Raw genomic sequence first — 18,704 nt, 5'->3', positions numbered from 1 at the left:
GTTGACCCTCACGCTCCGGGTGTCCCGCGCCGTTACCGCGGGACACCCGGGCGGGGCCTTTTCAGGCCCCCGCCCAGTGTCGCAGGTCAGCGCTTCAGGCCCGTGCGCACCCGCTCCAGGGTGATCGGCAGGTCGCGCACCCGTACCCCCGTCGCATGATGGACGGCGTTGGCGATGGCCGCCGCCGCCCCGACGATGCCCAGCTCCCCGACCCCCTTGGCGCCGATCGGGCTGAGCTGGTCGTCCTCCTCCTCGATCCAGTGCGCCTCGACATCGCGCACGTCGGCGTGTGCCGCCACGTGGTAGCTGGCCAGGTCGTGGTTGGCGAAGTCGCCGAAGTTGGGGTCGAGTTCGAGGTTTTCGTACAGCGCCGTCGACAGCCCCATGCACATGCCGCCGCGCAGCTGCGAGCGGGCCGTACGGGCGTTGATGATGCGCCCGGCGGCGAACATCCCCAGCATCCGGTCGACCCGTACCTCCCCGGTGTCCGCGTCCACCCGCACCTCCGCGAACTGGGCGCCGAAGGCGTGGCGCGCGAGGTTCTTCCGCGCCCGGACGTCCTCGGTGGTGTCCGCGTGTGCCTCCAGTCCGCCGGGCGGCACCTGGCCCGCCACCTCGTCGAGCCGCTTGGCCAGCGCCCGGCACCCCTTGCTCACCGCCCACCCCCAGGAGCTGGTGCCCATGGAGCCACCGGCGAAGGGGGCCGAGCCGTAGACGCTGCGGCCGATCTCCAGGGTGACCCGGTCCAGCGCCACGCCGAGTTCGTCCGCGGCCACCTGGGTCAGTGCGGTACGGGCGCCGGTGCCGATGTCGACGGCGGCGATCCGTACCGTGAAGCTCCCGTCGGGCTCCGCGCGGGCGGTCGCGGAGGCGGGCCAGGTGGTGGCGGGGTAGTCGGCCGCCGCCACGCCGGTGCCCACCATCCACCGCCCCTCGCGGCGGCGTCCGGGCCGGGGGTCGCGCCCCGCCCAGCCGAACCGGGCCGCGCCCTCGCGCAGGCACGCGACAAGATTGCGGCTGCTGAACGCGTTCCCCGACTCGGGGTCCGCGGACGGTTCGTTGACCACCCTCAGCTCGATGGGGTCCATGTCCAGCGCGTACGCCAGCTCGTCCATCGCGCTCTCCAGCGCGAACATCCCCGGTGCCTCGCCGGGCGCCCGCATCCACGACGGCGTGGGCACGTCGAGCTGCGCCAGGCGGTGGATGGTGCGGCGGTGGGGCGCCGCGTACATGATGCGGGTGGCGGCGACCGTCTGCTCGCAGTACGGGGTGAGCCGGGAGCTCTGCTGGAGCGCGTTGTGCGAGATCGCGGTGAGCCGGCCGTCGCGTTCGGCCCCCAGCCGGACACGCTGCACGGTGGGGGTCCGGTACGAGACCATGGTGAACATCTGCTGCCGGGTCACCGCCACCTTCACCGGACGGCCGACGGCGCGCGCGGCCAGCGCGGCGAGCACCGTGGGCGGCCGGGGCACCGCCTTGGAGCCGAAGCCGCCGCCCACATGGTCCGCCACGATCCGCACCGCGCCCTCGGGGAGCCCGAACAGGGCGGCGAGCGTGTTCGCCGTCATCCAGGGCCCCTGGTCGCCGTTGTAGAGGGTCAGCGTGTCGCCGTCCCACACGGCGATGGTGGCGTGCGGCTCCATCGCGCTGGTGTGCTCGGGCGGTGTGGTGTACGTGGCGTCGATGGTGACCGGCGCCGTGGCCAGGGCGGTGTCCACGTCGCCGGTCTCCGTCCGGCCCGGGTAGCCGGCGTTGACCGTGTCGGGGACGAAGATGTGCGGATCGCCGTCGTGCAGTCCGACCTCGTACGCCTCCTCCTCGTAGGTGACGCGCAGCGCGGCCGCGGCCTGACACGCCGTCTCGTAGGTGTCCGCGACCACGGCCGCCACGATCTGTCCGCGGTAGGCGACTTCGGCGGACTGGAGGACGGACAGCTCCGGGTCGTCGGTCGGGTGCAGCCGCGGCACGCTGCCGCTGCCGCTGTCCAGGACGGCGACGACCCCGGGGAGGGCGAGGGCGGCACCGGCGTCGACGGAACGCACCCGGCCGCGGGCGATGGTGGATTGCACGGCCACCCCGTACAGGGCGTCCGGTACGGGGTACTCGTACGCGTAGAGCGCGGTACCGGTGACCTTGTCGTGCCCCTCGATCCGGGTCACCTCGGCGCCCACGGTGCGTTCCAGTGTGGTCATCGCCCCTCCCCTGCCACGAGGTCGCGCACGGTGGCCGTGATGAGGTCCACGGCAAGGCCGATCTTGAAGGCGTTGTGCGGCAGCGGGCGCGCCGAGGCGAATTCGGCCAGGGCCGCGGTCCGCAGCGTGTCCTCGGTCGGCTGCTGACCGGTCAGCAGCTGCTCGGCCTTGTGCGCGCGCCACGGCTTGGGCGCCACTCCGCCGAGCGCGAGCCGGATCTCCCGCAGCGTTCCCCCGCCGTCGGTGGCGGCCACGGCGGCGAGGGACACCACGGCGAACGCGTAGGACCAGCGGTCGCGCACCTTGCGGTAGTGCATGGCACCGGGCGGGGGCGGGGGCAGTTCGACGCCGGTGATGAGGTCGCCGGGCTGGAGCACCGTCTCCCGGTGCGGGGTGTCGCCGGGCAGCAGGTAGAAGTCGGCGAGCGGCACGGTGCGGGGGCTGCCGTCGACGCGCCGCAGATGGACGACGGCGTCGAGCGCGGCCAGGGCCACCGCCATGTCGGAGGGGTTGGTGGCCACGCAGGAGTCGGAGGTGCCGATGACGGCGAGGTCGCGGTGGCTGCCCTGGATGGCCGAGCAACCCGTGCCCGGGGACCGCTTGTTGCAGGGCTTGGTGACGTCCTGGAAGTACACGCAGCGGGTGCGCTGGAGCAGATTGCCGCCGGTGGTCGCGCGGTTCCGGAGCTGCCCGGAGGCCCCGGCCAGCAGCGCCTGCGCGAGGGCCGGGAAGCGCTCGCGGATGCCGCGGTCGCCGGAGAGTTCGCTGCCCGGCACCAGTGCCCCGATGAGCACCCCGCCGTCCGCGCGGTGCTCGACGCGGTCGTACGGCAGTCCGGTGATGTCGACGACCATGGCGGGCTCGATGACGCCGAGCTTCATCAGGTCGACCAGATTGGTTCCCCCGGCCAGGTACACCGCCTCGGTGGAGTCCGCGACGAGGGAGGCGGCGGCCTCGGGCCGGGTGGCGCGCTCAAAGGCGAAGGGCTTCATCGCACACCGCCCCGGGCCGGCACGCCCGGCACGCCCTGGCCCTTCGCCCCGGCGGCCTCCCGGATGGCGTCCACGATGCCCCGGTACGCGGCGCAGCGGCACAGGTTGCCGCTCATCCGCTCCCGGATCTCGTCGTCGTCGAGGGCGTCGGGCGCACGGACACCGGCGGCCACGTCCGCGGTGGCGTGGCTGGGCCAGCCGCGGGCCGCCTCGGTGAGCGCGCCGATGGCGGAGCAGATCTGGCCCGGGGTGCAGTAGCCGCACTGGAAGCCGTCGTGTTCCAGGAACGCCCACTGGAGCGGGTGCAGATCGCCGGTGGCGGCGAGGTCCGCGACGCCCTCGATGGTGGTGATGTCGTGCCCGGCCGCGGTCACGGCGAACACCAGGCAGCTGTTCACCCGTTCGCCGTCGATCAGGACGGTGCAGGCGCCGCACTGGCCGTGGTCGCAGCCCTTCTTGGTGCCGGTCAGCGCGAGGTGTTCGCGCAGGGCGTCCAGCAGGGTGACCCGGTTGTCGAGGGTGAGGGGCCGGTCGGCGCCGTTGACACGCAGCGTGAGATCGGTGTGAAACCTCTGAGCTGTCACAACCCTCACCATGGCACCGGGTTCAGGGCCCCGCATCTTCAGGCCCCCGCATCTTCAGACCCCCGCATCTTCAGTACGCGCCTTCAGGGCGCGCCCTGCGGCGGGGGCAGCCGCAGATGGGCGAGGTCGTCGGGGACCGGGCTGCGGGGCCGGTAGAACGGCGGGGCCTGGTCGGCGGCGGGCGAGTCGGCGAGCCGGAAGCGGTCGCGCAGCCGGTGGTAGAACTCGGTGGGCCGCAGCCGTACCAGCCGCAGCCGGGCCGGGGCCCGGTACGCCGCCACCCAGTCGCCCGGCTCCAGCACCCCTCGCAGCTGCCCGTCGATGGAGACGGCCACCCGCCCGGAGCGCGGCAGCACCCGGATCGCAACGGCCTCGTCCACCGCGGCCACCACGGTGCGGTCGAAGGCGATGTGCGGGGCGACGGGGGTGAAGACCACCGCGTCCATGTGCGGGGAGACGACCGGGCCGCCCGCGGCGAAGCTGTAGGCAGTGGAGCCGGTGGGGGTGGCCACGATGATGGCGTCGGCCGAGTACGAGGCGAGCAACTGCCCGGCCACGTAGACCGCCAGCCCGGCCTGGCGGTCGCGGGCCAGCTTCTCGAACACGACGTCGTTGAGGGCGGTGACGTCCAGCGCGACGCCCCAGCCGACCTCTTCGGGGCTGCCGGGCCGGATCTTCGGCGCGGGCAGCACCGGCCCGCGTCCGTACCGCAGCAGCGCGTCCATCCCGGCGGGCATGTCCAGCGGCCGCGACGCCCGCAGCGTGAGCATCATGCGCTCCTCGACGGTGGTACGGCCCGCCTGCACGGCGTCCAGGGCGGCCCGCAGGTCGTCGGGGGTGATCTCGGTGAGGAAGCCGACCCGGCCCACGTTCACCCCCAGTGCCGCGGCGCCGTCCTGGGCTGCGATCCGGGCCCCGCGCAGGAACGTGCCGTCACCGCCGAAGGTGACGATCAGATCGGGATGCCCGGCCGCCGCGGACTCCTCCTGCGCGCTGCGCCGCGGATGGCCCTCGCGCCATACGTCGATCTCGGTGCAGGCGATGCCCCGCGCGGCGGCCCAGGCATGCGCGGCGCGGGCCGCCGCGACGGCGGCGGGGCGGGCCTGGTGGACGACCAGACCGAGCCGGTTGACAGGCATCCTCCTCCCCACCGTAGAGCGCCCCGCGGCCGCCCGCAGGCGGGCGGACGGCGCGGCTGATCTAGGGGGTGTCTTGTCGATCAGGCCGGATCAGCGAGCGGCGTCTGGTGCGGTAGCTCGCACGTCGCGTGAGGAGAGCGCAGCGGCGCTGCGTGCGACGAGCGCGGCGCCGCGAGATGCCGTGCCAGGCGTCGGGAGCCCGGCATGATCGGCGAGACACCCCCTAGGGTGGCGGGGACGACGGAGCTGCGGGGGAGCCGACGAGTCTCATCGAGTCAGGGATGGTGCAGCAGATGACGAGCCCGAACCGTACCGCGCTGGTCGAGGAGCTGATGGGGCGCTTTCCGCAGGTGCCGCCGGAGGCGGTGATCAAGGAGGACCTGCTGCGCGGCGGCATGGCCTTCGACGACTCCGCGCTCAGCGGCGGCGACGACGGGGACGTCAAGCCGAAGTCGTACTTCATCTTCTCCTTCGACCACCGCACCCTTCCCGAGCTGGGCGCGGCCGCGCTCAACCGGCCGCCGGAGGAGATCGTGCTCACCGGCGGGCCGTACGGGCTGCGGCGCACCGTGGTGTCGGTGCGCGTCAACCCGGACTCGCCGTATGTGGTCCGGGCCGGGGAGGACGGGGCGCTGGGGCTGTATCTGGACGGGACCCGGATCGCGGACGTGGGGCTGCCGCCGATGCCGGACTACTACCGGCACACGCTGGCGAACGGCAAGTCGGTGATGGAGGTCGCCCCGACCATCCAGTGGGGCTATCTGGTCTATCTGACGGTGTTCCGGGTGTGCCAGTACTTCGGCGCCAAGGAGGAGTGCCAGTACTGCGACATCAACCACAACTGGCGCCAGCACAAGGCGGCGGGCCGCCCGTACACCGGGGTCAAGCCGGTCGAGGAGGTGCTGGAGGCGCTGGAGATCATCGACCGTCATGACACCGCCGGCGCCTCGAAGGCGTACACCCTCACCGGCGGCTCGATCACCTCGCAGGTCGGCGGCCGTGACGAGGCCGACTTCTACGGCCACTACGCGAAGGCCATCGAGGAGCGCTTCCCGGGCCGCTGGATCGGCAAGGTGGTGGCGCAGGCGCTGCCGCGCGACGACGTCCAGCGGTTCCACGACTACGGCATCAGCATCTACCACCCCAACTTCGAGGTGTGGGACCGGCGGCTGTTCGAGCTGTACTGCCCGGGCAAGGAGCGCTACGTCGGCCGGGACGAGTGGCACCGGCGGATCCTGGACTCGACCGAGGTGTTCGGCGCGCGCAATGTGATCCCCAACTTCGTGGCGGGCGTGGAGATGGCCGAGCCGTTCGGCTTCACCAGCGTGGACGAGGCCATCAACTCGACCACCGAGGGGCTGCGGTTCTTCATGTCCAACGGCGTCGTCCCCCGCTTCACCACCTGGTGCCCGGAGCCGACCACACCGCTGGGCAAGGCCAATCCGCAGGGCGCGCCGCTGGAGTACCACATCCGGCTGCTGGAGACCTACCGGGCGACGCTGGAGGAGTACGGCCTGACCTCGCCCCCGGGCTACGGCCCGGCCGGACCCGGGCGGGCCGTGTTCTCGGTCAGCTCGTTCATGGACAGCCTGTCGGCCGACGAGCCCGTGGCCGCGGCGTCGGAGTGACCCACCCCGACCGCGCGGCGGTCATCCCCACCGCGCGGCTGGAGCTACGGCCCCTGCGGATCGAGCACGCCGCGGAGATGGCCGGGGTGCTGTCCGACCCCGGCCTGCACACCTTCACCGGTGGCGCCCCGCTGGACGCCACGGCCCTGCACGCCCGTTACGCACGCCTGGTCGCGGGCTCGCCCGACCCGGAGGTGACCTGGTGCAACTGGGTGCTCCACGCCCGCGCCGAGCGGTGCCTGGTGGGCACGGTCCAGGCCACGGTCGGCGGCCCCGCGACCGGCCGCACCGCCGAGGTCGCCTGGGTGGTGGGCACGCCGTGGCAGGGCCGGGGGTACGCCACGGAGGCGACCCGGGCTCTGGTGGCGTGGCTCACGACCCGTTCCGTCACCCAGGTCATCGCGCACATCCACCCCGGCCACCGGGCCTCGGCGGCCGTTGCCCGCGCCGCCGGGCTCGCGCCCACCGGCCACCGGCAGGACGGCGAGGTCCGGTGGCGGGCGGTGATGCCGTACAGCGGGCCGTGAGGGGCCCGCACGGCGTGGTGCTCAGCCGGCTGTTCAGCCGACGTGGATGTGGGGGCGGCGGTCGCGGTCGGGTTCGGCCTCGCGGAGGACCTCGCGGGTGACGGGGGCCACCTCGCCCTGGCCGAAGAGGAAGAAGCGGAGGAAGTGGGCCAGGGGGTTGCCCTCGGTCCACTCGAAGTGGATGTGCGGCCGCTGACCGGCCTCGTCGCGCACCGCCAGCAGCATGGCGGCGAGCGCGTTGGCGACGGTGGCGCTCTCCATGGTGAGCACCCGGTAGCGGCCGTGCATCACCTTTCCGCACACCCGCAGCTCGCTCTCGAACTCGGACGGGTCGGCGACGGTGACCTCGACGAAGATGATGTCGTCCTCGGGCGGGATGTCGTTGTCGGCCCGGATCTGGTGCTGCTTGTCGCGGTATTCGGCCAGGTCACAGGCCTGCGGCTTGTTGGCGATGAAGCGGATCTTGCGGTGGGCGGTGTCGCGGATGAAGCGCTGGGCCATGTCGTCGAAGGTGACGCTGGTCACCCGCAGCTCGAAGGCGCGGGCCACCCGGGACAGCAGGGACACGGCCATGATGCCGCCGATGAAGCAGGCGCCGATCTTGACGCCGTCGGGCCGCTCGATGACGTTGGCGCCCGTGGTGTAGAGGAAGACGACCGCGATGGCCCCGAAGCCGATGGTCCAGCCGCGCTGCCGGGCGCGCCGCGCGGCGATGGTGACGGCGATGGCGGCGGAGGTGATGAGGACGAGGACACCGGTGGCGTACGCCCCGCCCTGGGCGTCCACATCGGCCTTGAACAGCCAGGTCACCAGGAACGCCACCAGGGTGAAGACGAGCACCATCGGGCGCACCGCGCGCGCCCAGTGGGGTGCCATGCCGTAGCGCGGGAGGTAGCGGGGCATGAGGTTGAGCAGTCCGGCCATGGCGGAGGCGCCCGCGAACCACAGGATGGCGATGGTGGCGGCGTCGTAGACGCTGCCGAAGGCGGAGCCCAGGTACGCGTGGGCGAGGTAGGCCAGGGCGCGCCCGTTGGCCGCGCCGCCCGGCTGGAACGCGTGCTGCGGGATCAGCAGGGTCGTGATCAGGCTGGAGGTGATCAGGAACACGCTCATGATCACCGCGGCGGTGGTGAGCAGCTTCCGGGCGCCCTGGATACGGCCGGTGGGGCGCTCCTCGGTGTCGCCGGGCCTGCCCTCGATGTGCGGCATGACGGCGACACCGGTCTCGAATCCGGACAGCCCGAGCGCCAGCTTGGGGAAGATCACCAGGGATACGGCGACCATGACCAGGGGGTTGCCGCGCTGGGCGGTGAGCGCGGCCGTCCAGTCGGTGATCACCTGTGGTGCGGTGAAGACGTGCCACAGCCCCACCGCCACCACGACGGCGTTGAGCAGCAGATAGGCGCCGACGAGGACGACGGCCAGCCCGATGGCCTCGGTGAAGCCCTTGAGGAAGACCGCGCCGAGGAGCCCGATGAGGACGAGGGTGATGGCCACCTCATGGCCGTGCAGCAGGTCGGTGAAGTGCGGGTTCTCCACCAGGTGGGCGGTGGCGTCGGCGGCCGAGAGGGTGATGGTGATCAGGAAGTCGGTCGCGGCGAAGCCGAGCAGGGTGAGGACGAAGAGCTTGCCCTTCCAGAAGGTCAGCAGCCGCTCCAGCATCGCGACCGAGCCCTGCCCGTGCGGGCTCTCCTTGGCCACTCGCCGGTAGACCGGAAGCGCGCCCACGAGGGTCACCACCACCAGCACGACCGTGGCCAGCGGGGAGAGCAGCCCGGCGGCCAGGGCGGCGATTCCGGGCTGATAGCCGAGGGTGGAGAAGTAGTCGAGGCCGGTCAGGCACATGACCCGCCACCACGGGCGGCCGTGGTGTGCGCTCTCCGGTTCGGCGTGCGGCCCGGGCTGCCGCTTGGCGATGTCGGTCAGGCCCTCCAGCAGCCATGCGCGCAGCCGGTGCCGCGGTCCGCCCTGCGGGGCGGAACGGCGGTGAGGAGAGCCGGTCACGATGTGTGCTCCTGTCGGTGCGGCTCGGTGCGGCGAAGAGTTTCAGCCATCGTGAGACTGCCTGGCCAGCGTATGCGCAGCGGCCCGCGCGCACCGGTCGGCGGCACCCGGCCGGAGTCCGGGGCTCATTCTCAGCGGACTCTCATTTTCGGCACCTACGGTCCGCCCCATGGACACCACCAAGACGGACCAACCGACCGACCGCACAGCGCAGCCCGCAGAAGCCGAAGAAGCAACGGCGGAGGGTGTCCCGAACGCTGTTTCCGACAAGGAATCGCACACCGAGGCTCCCGCCAAGGAGTCCGCCACGGAGCCCGTGACGGACCGCCTCGACGAGCCCGCGACCGCTCCGGCCGCCGCCCCGGCGGCCTCCTCCGGGGTGTTCTCCGGCGCGGCCGCGGTGGCCGCCGCGGGCCTGGGGCTCGCATCGCTCACCGGCACCTGGCTGGGCACCATGCTCCAGGAGCGTGAGCAGCTGACCGGGCAGATCAAGGCCCAGTCCGGAGCCGCCGCCAACCAGATCGAGGCGGTCTACGGCACGCCGTGGCACACCACGGCCTTCTTCAACGGTCTGTTCGGCCTCGCGGCCGTGGTGATCGCCGCCGTGGTGCTGCTGCGGCAGCGCACCGCCGTGTCGGCCTCGGGCGCCACCTGGGTCTCGGCCGTGGCCTGGGGCGCGGTGGCGCTCGGCGTCATCGGCCTGCTGATCGCGGCCGTGATGGGGCTGGACGTGTTCACCCCGATGCCCAAGGTCCCGGCCAGCCCCGGTGGCGCGCCCACCGGCTGATCCGCGTCGACCGACCGACGACAACCCGGCACGCCCCGCGGGAGTGATTCTCCCCGGGGCGTGCCGCGTTCCGGGCGGACGTGAGGGCAGGCGTGAGGCCGGGCGTAAGGGCGGGCGTGACGCTTAAGACCGCCGCATCGGGACACCAGAGGGGACACGGAGGAGTCGACGTACGGAGTCCCACGATCGGAGTCCCGCGATGAGCGAATCCGCGGCACGCGCCCCCGGTCCTCGGCCCGGCGAGGACACCAGAACCGCGGTCACCGTGCTCGTCGCGCTCGGCGCCAACCTCGTCATCGCCCTCGCCAAGGCGATCGGCGGGGTCTTCACGGGCTCCCCCGCGCTGCTCTCCGAGGCCGCCCACTCGGTGGCCGACAGCCTCAACGAGGTGTTCCTGCTCGCCTCCCTCAAACGCAGCAAACGCGCCCCGGACGCCCAGCACCCCTTCGGCTACGGCAAGGAGCGCTACTTCTGGGCGCTGCTGGCAGCCGTCGGCATCTTCGTCATGGGCGGCTGCTTCTCCTTCTTCCAGGGCGCCGAGGCGCTGCACGGGGGCAGCTCCGAGGACCACACCGGCTATCTGGTCGGCCTCGCGGTCCTGGGGGTGGCTCTCGTCGCGGAGGGCTCCTCGCTGGTCCGCGCCCTGGTCCAGGTCCGGGGCAGGGCCCGGAAGGCGGGCCACGGCATGCTCGCCGAGGTCCGCGCCGGGGACGACCCCACGCTGCGCACCGTGCTGGCCGAGGACTCCACCGCCTGCCTCGGCGTGGTGTTCGCCGTCCTCGGCATGTGGCTCCACATGCTCACCGGCGACGGGGTGTACGAGGCGGTGGCGTCGTTCCTGATCGGGGCGCTGCTCGTCTACGTGGCGTACCGGCTGGCCAAGGAGTCGCGGGGGCGGCTGATCGGTGAGGCGATCGATCCGGCGCAGCGGAGGGAGATACGGCGCTTCCTCGACGAGCAGCCGGAGATCGACACGGTGACCACGCTGCTGACGATGCGTCTGGGCACCGAGTCCACGCTGGTCGCGGCCCGGATCGACCTCGTCGCCGGGCTCGACAGCGAAGAGGTCGAGGAGGTCCTGATGCGGGTCAAGGCCAAGATGACGGAGGTCTGGCCGCACGCCGACCAGATCTTCCTGGACGTCACGGACGCGTCCGCCAAGGACCGCGCCCGCGCCCGCCAGGACCTGCGGGCGCTCGACCGGGCGGTGGCCGCCGCCGCGGGCACCGACGCCGGGGGCGGCAGCACGTGAGATTGGAGGTGCCCTTGATGGGTACTCGGGATCGGACCGGCCCGGAAGAGAGCTAATTGATGTTCGGAGGCAATACTCATGGGCTTGGGCGGTTGCATCCTCATGGTCGCGATCGGAGGCATCCTCACCTTCGCGACGGACTGGAACAGCAGTGGATTCAATGTGCAATTGGTGGGCCTGATCCTCATGGCTGTCGGCTTCATCGGCATGGCCGCGTACGTCAGTGTCTACAAGCGCCGGCGGGTGGTCCCGCCGACCGCCGCGACGCCTGTGGTCGAGGACCCCGACCCGCACCACCACCGGCACCACTACGAGATCTGAGGCCAGGTCCAGATCTGAGGCCGGAACACCCCCCGCCACACGAGGTGGCCCCCGCCACGGGTGGGGGCCACCTTCCCTTCCCGGCCCGGGAAGGCGACGATGACCACGCACCACTGGGACGCCGGTATGCACCACACCGCCCTCATCGTCATCGACATGATCAACACGTATGACCACGACGACGCCGAGTTCTCCGTCCACGAGGCGCTGCCCGCGGTGCGGCGGCTGGTGACCAGGGCCCGGGAAGCGGGGATCGAGGTCATCTACGTCAATGACAACTTCGGCCGTTGGCGCTCCCATCACGATGAACTCCTGGACACCGCGCTGCGGTCGCCGCACGCCGATCTGGTGGAGCCCATCAGGCCCGACGACGACTCCCTCTTCGTCGTCAAGGCCCGGCACTCGATCTTCTACCAGACACCGCTGGAGTATCTGCTGGGGCAGCACGGCATCGGCGGATGACGTGCGGCTGAAGCAGGACTCTTGACATCGACCTGTTCGAAACTGTCAGAATCTGTTCCCCCAAGGGGAGTTGAAGCCTTTCAACGGTCCCAAGAAGCAACATAATCGAAGAGAAGGGGATCGCCATGGCGGTCACTCGTAGATCGTTGCTGATCGCCGGCAGCGCCGCGCCCATGGCGGGGACGCTCGCCACCGGCATCCCCGCACAGGCGGCCGCACCGGCTGCCGCCGCGTCCCGGGCCACCGGCGGGCGGAGCATCCCGCTCGACGACGGCTGGCGGTTCAAGCTCGTCACCCCGGACGGGAACGCCGAGCCGGACGAGGACTTCGAGGACGCGCCGAAGCCCGGCTACGACGACGCGGCGTGGCGTACGGTCGCGGTGCCGCACGACTGGAGCATCGAGCTGACCCCGACCACCGAGCACGGCACCACGGGCGGGACCGGCTTCCTCCCCGGTGGCATCGGCTGGTACCGCAAGTCCTTCACGCTGCCGTCCGCGCTCGCGGGCAAGCGGATCTCCGTCGAGTTCGACGGGGTGTACATGGACGCGTACGTGTACTGCAACGGCAAGCTCATCGGCAACCACCCCTACGGCTACACCGCGTTCGCCCTCGACCTCACCGACGTGGCCCACACCGACGGCACCACCCCCAACGTCCTCGCCGTCAAGGTCCGCAACCAACTGCCCAGCAGCCGCTGGTACTCCGGCAGCGGCATCTACCGCCACGCCCGGCTCGTCATCACCGACCCCGTCCACGTGGCCCGCTGGGGCACCTACGTCACCACACCCACCCTGAGCAAAGACCACGCCACCGTGCGGGCCCGCACCAGCGTCGTCAACTCAACCGGCGACGACCAGTCCGTCACCATCGTCTCCACCCTCAAGGACCCCGACGGCCGTACGGTCGCCCACGCCCGCTCCACCGTCACCGCCGGCGCGGACACCACCCGCGACGCCACCCAGGAGATGACGGTCCAGAAGCCACGGCTGTGGTCCTTCGACACGCCCCGGCTGTACACCCTGGAGACCGAGCTGCGGGTCGGGGACAAGACCGCCGACCGCTACCGCACCCCCTTCGGCATCCGCCACTTCACGATCGACCCCGACCAGGGGCTGACGCTCAACGGCGAGTACACCAAGCTCCGGGGCGTCGACCTCCACCATGACCTCGGAGCGCTCGGTGCCGCGTTCAACGCCGATGCCGCGCTGCGTCAAATGACCATCATGAAGAGCATGGGCGTCAACGCCCTGCGCACCTCGCACAATCCGCCCGCCCCGGAGCTGATCGAGATCTGCGAGCGGCTCGGCATCGTCATGCTGGTGGAGGCGTTCGACTGCTGGCGCACCGGCAAGAACCCGTACGACTACGGGCGCTTCTTCGACGAGCACAGCGAGGCGGACATCACCGAGATGGTGCGGGCCGCCCGTAACTCCCCCGCGGTCATCATGTGGTCCATCGGCAACGAGATCCCGGACTCCACCAGCACCGCCGGGCTCGGCATGGCGGAACGGCTCATCGACGCCGTCAAGAAGGCCGATGACACCCGGCTGGTGGTGATCGGCTCCGACAAGTACCGCTCCCTCCCCTCCCCCGGATCCGCCGCCGATCTGATGCTGGCCAAGCTGGATGGGCTGGGCCTCAACTACAACACCGCCGCCTCGGTGGACGCCCTGCACGCCCGCTACCCGCATCTGTTCCTCTTCGAGTCCGAGTCCTCCTCCGAAACGTCCTCCCGCGGGGCCTACCAGGAGCCCGAACGCCTCAACACCGGGGAGAACCACACCCCCGGCAAGCGCGAGCCCTCCTCTTACGACAACAACCTCGCCTCGTGGACGATGAGCGGCGAATACGGGCTGAAGAAGGACCGCGACCGGAAGTTCTTCACCGGGCAGTTCCTGTGGTCGGGCATCGATTACATCGGCGAGCCCACCCCGTACGACGTGTTCCCGGTGAAGGCGTCCTTCTTCGGCGCGGTGGACACGGCCGGATTCCCCAAGGACATGTACCACCTGTTCAAGAGCCAGTGGACCGACGAGCCGATGGTCCATCTGCTGCCCATGGACTGGACCGGCCACCGGCCGGGCGAGACCGTCGAGGTCTGGGCCTACGCCAACGTGGACACCGTCGAACTCTTCCTCAACGGCGACTCGCTCGGCACACGCCGCTTCGACACCAAGAAGACCACCGACGGCCGCACCTACCTGGAAACCACCGAGGCCACCGGCGACGACAAAACCGTCACCACCGGCCCCTACCCCGGCAGCTACACCAGCCCCAACGGCAGCGCGGGCAAACTCCACCTCACCTGGAACGTCCCCTTTGCCCCCGGCGAGCTGAAAGCCGTAGCCCGCCGCAACGGCCGCATCGTCGCCACCGACGTGCTCCGCACCGCCGGACGCCCCCACACCATCCGCCTCACCCCCGACCGTAAAACCCTCGACGCCGACGGCCGGTCACTGTGCTTCATCACCGCCGAAATCATCGACGCCCACGGCGTGCTGGTCCCCGACGCCGACCACCTGATCTCCTTTGACGTCTCCGGAGGCTCCCTCGCGGGCGTCGACAACGGCCGCCAGGAAAGCGCCGAGCGCTACCAGGCCAGCACCCGCACCGCCTACCACGGCAAAGCCCTGGCCATCATCCGCACCGGAACCAAGCCCGGCCCCCTCACCATCACCGCCCGCTCGGCTGGCCTGCGCAAAGCCACCACCACCGTCCGCGCCACCGGCGGCACCACCAACCGGGTCACCCCCACCCCACCCTTCACACCCGACCCCGGCCCGGCCGCGCCCACCTACCCGCTGGCCGACGCCAGCTACTCCGGATCGCCCCAGACACTGCCCGCGGCCATGCTGGACGGCGACCCGGCCACCGGCTGGTCCAACGCCTTCACCAAGCCCGCCACCGCACTGCTGCCCGCCTTCAACGGGGCCAGGAAGACCGACTGGGTCTCGGTCACCTGGGCCCGGAAACGCCGAGTGCGCCGCATCGAGGTGTCCTTCACCCTCGACGCGACGCACACCCTGCCCGCCACGATCACGGTCTCCGCCTGGGACGGACGCCGCTTCACCCCGGTCCGCGGGGCGGACGTCACCTGGGCCGACGCGTCCGGCAAGCCGACCGTCGTCACCTTCGACCCGGTGCGGACCTCCCGCCTCCGTCTGGACCTGGTCAGCCGGTACCCCGGGGAGGCCAAGGGCGCCCAGCGGATCGTCCTGCTGGACGTCCCCGAGGCGTGACCCGGCTCCCCGGGGGTCCGGCTCACCAGCCCGGGGAGTAGTAGCTGTTGTACCGGCGACGGCGCGGGCGCAGGCTGATGGCGAAGCCGACGACGCCACCGGCGATGATCCACAGGCCGGGGCCGAACGCCCGCGCCCGCTCCATGATGCCGTCGAGCGATGTCGCGTCGTCCTGAGGGGCCTGCGCGCCCGAGGCGATGGCGGAGTTGTCGGCCGAGCCGCCCGCGTCACCGATCCTGGTGCCCGGGATGGTCACGCCGAGCGCCGTCATCGCCTTGGTCACGGGCTGGAAGAAGGTCACCCCGCCCTTGGTGCAGTCGCCGCTGCCGCCCGAGGTCACGCCGAGCGCCGTGTTCCCGACGAAGAGCGGACCGCCGCTGTCCCCGGGCTCGGCGCACACGGTGGTCTGGATCAGCCCGCTGACGCTGCCCTCGGGGTAGTTCACGGTCGCGTTCAGCCCCGTCACCTTGCCGGAGCGCAGTCCGGACGTGGCACCACTGCGGAAGACCTCCTGGCCCACGGTCGGGTCGGCGGCGTTCGTGATCTTCACCTGCTGGCTGCTGCCCACGTCCAGGACGCTGTTCCGGGACAGTTTGGTGTTGTCGTAGCGCACCAGGGAGAAGTCGTTGCCGGGGAAGTTGGTCTGCACGGTGGTGCCGATGCTCGTCTTGCCCGCGGTGTCCTGGAACCAGGGTGTTCCGGGCGGGCCGCAGTGCCCGGCCGTCAGGATGAAGCCGGTCTGGCCGTTGGTGACGTTGAAACCGGCCGAGCAGCGGCTGCCGTTGGTGAAGATCGGGGCGGCGCCGTTGGTCTTGGTGGTGAACGTCCCCGTGGTGCGCTGCATGCTCACCTCGTCGCCCATCGGCTCGGCCATGTCCTTCATCTTCGACCAGTCCGAGGTGGAGACGGAGCTGTCGCCCAGCACCATCACCTTGTTGGACTTCGGGTCGACCATCCAGGCGGTGCCGGCCACCCGGGGCGCCGAGCGCAGCGTCTCGATGGCGGATTGCAGCTGCTCCATGCTGAACCGCACCCGCTTGACCCGCGCCCCGGCCCGGCTGACCGCGTCGGCCGCCTCCGCGTCGGTCACCGCGACCACCGGCTTCCCGTCCGCGGCCGTCCAGTTCCCGGCCGTACGGGACGCCCCCAGCTCGTTCACCAGACGGCTCCCGAGGTCCGTTCTCGCGCCGCCTTGGGCGTTCTTCCCGTCCAGTACCTGCGAGGAGCCACCGCTCTCCGCCCCGTGCGCCGATCCGCCCGGTGAGGACTGGGCGACCAGCAGTCCGCCACAGACCATGGCACCGACGGCCGCGTACCGTACTGCATGGCGCACGCCTCGCCGCGTGTGCTTCACCACCACGTCTCCTTACGTCGATCCAGCGCGTCGCCGACAACCAGAGCCAGGGCTCGGCCGGCAAGGGCCCTCCCTCTTCATACGGGCGGGATCGGCGTCGCGCTCACCGCGGAGCGCGGCTGTTGTGACGCGGTGGGGAATCGGCGTTCGGCGCGGCTAGGGGGTGTCTTGTCGATCAGGCCGGATCAGCGAGCGGCGTCTGGTGCGGTAGCTCGCACGTCGCGTGAGGAGAGCGCAGCGGCGCTGCGTGCGACGAGCGCGGCGCCGCGAGGTGCCGTGCCAGGCGTCGGGAGCCCGGCATGATCGGCAAGACACCCCCTACTTTGGGGCCGTCAGGGGCAGTCCGCAGCGCAGGTTCCACCGGCCGGACCGGCCGCTCAGCTCGGTCGCCGTGAGCGGGGCGACGTCCAGCCGCCAGAAGGTCCGCGGGGGCAGGTCGAGGGCGTGGACCAGGGCCGCGCGGATCACGGCCGGGTCGGCGACGGCCAGCACCCGTGCCTCCTGCCCGGCCCTCGACTCCAGCCAGGCGCCGGTCCGTTCGATCAGCTCCCGCAGCGACTCACCGCCGTGCGGCGCCGCCGCCGGATCGGCCAGCCAGGCGGCGACGTCGTCGGGCGCCTCCCGCCCCACCTCGTCCAGCGACCGGCCGCGCCAGCGGCCCACGTCGAGGTCGCGCAGCTCGGGCGCCACCGCCGCGTCCAGGCCGAGGGCCTCCGCGGTGCCGCGGCAGCGCGCGGACGGTGAGGTGAACGTCACATCGTGGTGCGGCAGGGCGCCCGCGGCGTCCCGGGCCCGCCGCGCGGCGGCCGCGTCCGGCGGGGCGTCATCGAAACGCACCTGCCGCAGGGCCGCGTTGACCGCGGGCGCCAGCAGGGTGATACGCACCGCCTTGTCCCCCTATTCCATGGCATCCGCCCCCGTGGGGGCCCCGATTCCGGCGACCGCGCCGTAGCGGGGGCCGGGTGTCGCGCGCTACGGTCTCATGGAAAACGACGGCGTGACGGAAGTCCGGTGAGAACCCGGCACGGTCGCGCCACTGTGTGTCCGGCGGATACGTCCCGTGAAAGCGGGCCGCCCGGCGGACGAGTCAGACCCGGCGCCGTCGTACGAGTACCAACAAACGGGACGCGTGTTCCCAGGAGGTCGCCATGGCTCAGTCCGCCGTTCCCGCACCCAGCTCGCAGCCGGTGCCGGAGATCACCCCCATCTCGCTGAAGGCGATCGCCCCGTGGGCGCTGTTCTTCGGCGTCCTCATGCTGATCCTCCTGTACTTCGTCGGCGCCGAGCAGGGCGCCACCGCGGTCGTCTCCGGTGAGAACGTGCACGAGTGGGTGCACGACGGGCGCCATCTGCTCGGCTTCCCCTGCCACTGACACTGACTGCACTCACCGCCTCGGCTTCAGCTGCACATCAGGGGAATCGACACACCATGAACTCCATATCCGTCCGGGCGCTGCTCGTCCGGGGCATGCTCGCGGGTCTCGCCGCCGGGCTGCTCGCGCTCGTCGTGGCGTATCTGCTGGGCGAGCCGCGCGTGGACGCGGCCATCGGGTACGAGGAAGCGCACAGCCATGAACACGGCGGCGTCGAACTCGTCAGCCGCACCATGCAGTCCACCGCCGGTCTGGCCACCGGGGTGCTGATCTACGGCGTCGCCCTCGGTGGCATCGCCGCCCTCGTCATCGCTTACGCCCTCGGGCGCGTCGGCCGGTTCGGCCCGCGGGCCACTGCCGCGCTGGTGTCGCTCGGCGCGCTGGTGTCCGTCTATGTGGTGCCGTTCCTGAAGTACCCGGCCAACCCTCCGGCCGTGGGCGATCCGTCGACCCTCGACCAGCGCACCACGCTGTACTTCCTGATGGTGGTGCTCAGCGTGCTGCTGACGGTCGCCGCGGTGATCCTCGGCAAGCGGCTGGCGCCGCGGCTGGGCAACTGGAACGCCACCGTGGCCGCTTCGGTCGCCTTCCTCGCGGCGGTCGGGCCGGCGTACGCGTTCCTGCCCTCGTTCAACGAGGTGCCCCACGGCTTCCCGGCCACCCTGCTGTGGCAGTTCCGGCTGTCGGCGCTGGCCGTCCAGGCGACCCTGTGGGGATCCTTCGGGCTGTTCTTCGGGTATCTGGCCGAGCGGCTGCTCGCCCCGCGCCCGGCCGTGGCGCCGAGCGCCCCGGCGAAGGCGGGCGTCGCCCACTGACCGTCCCGCCCGCCCGATCCGCACCTGTCGCC

The 18,704-nt window shown here is 71.7% G+C and carries 15 protein-coding genes, 1 pseudogene and 1 riboswitch; of the genes and pseudogenes, 9 read left to right on the top strand and 7 right to left on the bottom strand.

The annotated features are described in order from the left end of the window. Nucleotides 1-86: 86 nt before the first annotated feature. From HYQ63_RS40150 to HYQ63_RS40135, 4 genes are read right to left on the bottom strand one after another with little or no spacing between them, the layout of a single operon-like run. Nucleotides 87-2,192, bottom strand: a complete 2,106-nt coding sequence (locus HYQ63_RS40150) for a xanthine dehydrogenase family protein molybdopterin-binding subunit (RefSeq protein ID WP_179938827.1) — start codon at nt 2,190-2,192, stop codon at nt 87-89. Further along, nucleotides 2,189-3,184, bottom strand: a complete 996-nt coding sequence (locus HYQ63_RS40145) for a xanthine dehydrogenase family protein subunit M (protein ID WP_179938825.1) — start codon at nt 3,182-3,184, stop codon at nt 2,189-2,191. The genes HYQ63_RS40150 and HYQ63_RS40145 overlap by 4 nt, the downstream gene beginning before the upstream one ends. Next, a complete protein-coding gene (locus tag HYQ63_RS40140) occupies nt 3,181-3,804 on the bottom strand; it encodes a 2Fe-2S iron-sulfur cluster-binding protein (protein ID WP_257232471.1) in 624 nt (207 codons plus the stop codon). The genes HYQ63_RS40145 and HYQ63_RS40140 overlap by 4 nt, the downstream gene beginning before the upstream one ends. Before the next feature lie 47 nt (nt 3,805-3,851). After that, nucleotides 3,852-4,907 carry an NAD(+)/NADH kinase gene (locus tag HYQ63_RS40135; protein ID WP_179938824.1) on the bottom strand — a complete coding sequence of 352 codons (1,056 nt, stop codon included), beginning with the start codon at nt 4,905-4,907 and terminating at the stop codon, nt 3,852-3,854. Nucleotides 4,908-5,200: 293 nt separating this feature from the next. Between HYQ63_RS40135 and HYQ63_RS40130 the strand changes: the two genes are divergently transcribed. After that, complete coding sequence (locus HYQ63_RS40130; protein ID WP_179938822.1) at nt 5,201-6,535, top strand: radical SAM protein; 1,335 nt, start codon at nt 5,201-5,203, stop codon at nt 6,533-6,535. Then, nucleotides 6,532-7,062: a GNAT family N-acetyltransferase gene (locus HYQ63_RS40125; protein WP_179938820.1), complete on the top strand. Its 531-nt coding sequence runs from the start codon at nt 6,532-6,534 to the stop codon at nt 7,060-7,062. Before HYQ63_RS40130 ends, HYQ63_RS40125 begins: the two co-directional genes overlap by 4 nt. 33 nt (nt 7,063-7,095) lie before the next feature. Here the strand turns inward: HYQ63_RS40125 and HYQ63_RS40120 are convergent, their stop codons facing one another. Beyond that, the gene (locus HYQ63_RS40120; protein ID WP_179938818.1) at nt 7,096-9,066 is read right to left on the bottom strand and encodes an APC family permease; all 1,971 of its coding nucleotides are present in this window, start codon (nt 9,064-9,066) and stop codon (nt 7,096-7,098) included. A gap of 169 nt (nt 9,067-9,235) precedes the next feature. Here HYQ63_RS40120 and HYQ63_RS40115 point away from each other — a divergent pair, with 169 nt between their 5' ends. The 5 genes and pseudogenes from HYQ63_RS40115 (at nt 9,236) to HYQ63_RS40095 (ending at nt 15,130) form a co-directional block, all read left to right on the top strand. Continuing rightward, complete coding sequence (locus tag HYQ63_RS40115; protein WP_179938817.1) at nt 9,236-9,853, top strand: hypothetical protein; 618 nt, start codon at nt 9,236-9,238, stop codon at nt 9,851-9,853. Nucleotides 9,854-10,052: 199 nt separating this feature from the next. Next, complete coding sequence (locus HYQ63_RS40110; protein ID WP_179938815.1) at nt 10,053-11,105, top strand: cation diffusion facilitator family transporter; 1,053 nt, start codon at nt 10,053-10,055, stop codon at nt 11,103-11,105. Between the two features lie 78 nt (nt 11,106-11,183). Continuing rightward, entirely contained in the window at nt 11,184-11,426 is a 243-nt protein-coding gene (locus HYQ63_RS40105) for a hypothetical protein (protein WP_179938814.1), read from the top strand. A 126-nt stretch (nt 11,427-11,552) separates the two neighbouring features. Next, nucleotides 11,553-11,879 (top strand): annotated as a pseudogene (locus HYQ63_RS40100) (isochorismatase family cysteine hydrolase); the annotation flags it as partial. Nucleotides 11,880-12,013: 134 nt separating this feature from the next. After that, nucleotides 12,014-15,130 carry a glycoside hydrolase family 2 TIM barrel-domain containing protein gene (locus HYQ63_RS40095; protein WP_179938813.1) on the top strand — a complete coding sequence of 1,039 codons (3,117 nt, stop codon included), beginning with the start codon at nt 12,014-12,016 and terminating at the stop codon, nt 15,128-15,130. A 22-nt stretch (nt 15,131-15,152) separates the two neighbouring features. Here the strand turns inward: HYQ63_RS40095 and HYQ63_RS40090 are convergent, their stop codons facing one another. Further along, a complete protein-coding gene (locus HYQ63_RS40090; protein WP_179941024.1) occupies nt 15,153-16,427 on the bottom strand; it encodes a S1 family peptidase in 1,275 nt (424 codons plus the stop codon). Between the two features lie 375 nt (nt 16,428-16,802). Next, complete coding sequence (locus tag HYQ63_RS40085) at nt 16,803-17,369, bottom strand: histidine phosphatase family protein (RefSeq protein WP_179938812.1); 567 nt, start codon at nt 17,367-17,369, stop codon at nt 16,803-16,805. Nucleotides 17,370-17,486: 117 nt separating this feature from the next. Then, a riboswitch (cobalamin riboswitch) is annotated at nt 17,487-17,577 on the top strand. A gap of 55 nt (nt 17,578-17,632) precedes the next feature. On the opposite strand from HYQ63_RS40085, the gene HYQ63_RS40080 reads away from it, so the two are divergent. Both HYQ63_RS40080 and HYQ63_RS40075 read left to right on the top strand, forming a co-directional pair. Beyond that, nucleotides 17,633-17,857, top strand: a complete 225-nt coding sequence (locus HYQ63_RS40080; protein WP_009720365.1) for a CbtB-domain containing protein — start codon at nt 17,633-17,635, stop codon at nt 17,855-17,857. Nucleotides 17,858-17,913: 56 nt separating this feature from the next. After that, complete coding sequence (locus HYQ63_RS40075) at nt 17,914-18,672, top strand: CbtA family protein (protein WP_179938810.1); 759 nt, start codon at nt 17,914-17,916, stop codon at nt 18,670-18,672. Nucleotides 18,673-18,704: the final 32 nt, after the last annotated feature.

The sequence above is a fragment of the Streptomyces sp. Rer75 genome, assembly GCF_013414305.1.
Classification (GTDB): domain Bacteria; phylum Actinomycetota; class Actinomycetes; order Streptomycetales; family Streptomycetaceae; genus Streptomyces; species Streptomyces himastatinicus.
This window is presented reverse-complemented; position numbering and strand designations above follow the sequence as displayed.

Bases quoted from the DNA above. Each gene is read 5' to 3' on its own strand.
- HYQ63_RS40140 (WP_257232471.1), bottom strand. From the start codon at position 3,804: ATGCGGGGCCCTGAACCCGGTGCCATGGTGAGGGTTGTGACAGCTCAG.
- HYQ63_RS40095 (WP_179938813.1), top strand. From the start codon at position 12,014: ATGGCGGTCACTCGTAGATCGTTGCTGATCGCCGGCAGCGCCGCGCCC.
- HYQ63_RS40115 (WP_179938817.1), top strand. From the start codon at position 9,236: ATGGACACCACCAAGACGGACCAACCGACCGACCGCACAGCGCAGCCC.
- HYQ63_RS40090 (WP_179941024.1), bottom strand. From the start codon at position 16,427: ATGGTCTGTGGCGGACTGCTGGTCGCCCAGTCCTCACCGGGCGGATCG.
- HYQ63_RS40150 (WP_179938827.1), bottom strand. From the start codon at position 2,192: ATGACCACACTGGAACGCACCGTGGGCGCCGAGGTGACCCGGATCGAG.
- HYQ63_RS40110 (WP_179938815.1), top strand. From the start codon at position 10,053: ATGAGCGAATCCGCGGCACGCGCCCCCGGTCCTCGGCCCGGCGAGGAC.
- HYQ63_RS40105 (WP_179938814.1), top strand. From the start codon at position 11,184: ATGGGCTTGGGCGGTTGCATCCTCATGGTCGCGATCGGAGGCATCCTC.
- HYQ63_RS40130 (WP_179938822.1), top strand. From the start codon at position 5,201: ATGACGAGCCCGAACCGTACCGCGCTGGTCGAGGAGCTGATGGGGCGC.
- HYQ63_RS40135 (WP_179938824.1), bottom strand. From the start codon at position 4,907: ATGCCTGTCAACCGGCTCGGTCTGGTCGTCCACCAGGCCCGCCCCGCC.
- HYQ63_RS40145 (WP_179938825.1), bottom strand. From the start codon at position 3,184: ATGAAGCCCTTCGCCTTTGAGCGCGCCACCCGGCCCGAGGCCGCCGCC.
- HYQ63_RS40075 (WP_179938810.1), top strand. From the start codon at position 17,914: ATGAACTCCATATCCGTCCGGGCGCTGCTCGTCCGGGGCATGCTCGCG.
- HYQ63_RS40080 (WP_009720365.1), top strand. From the start codon at position 17,633: ATGGCTCAGTCCGCCGTTCCCGCACCCAGCTCGCAGCCGGTGCCGGAG.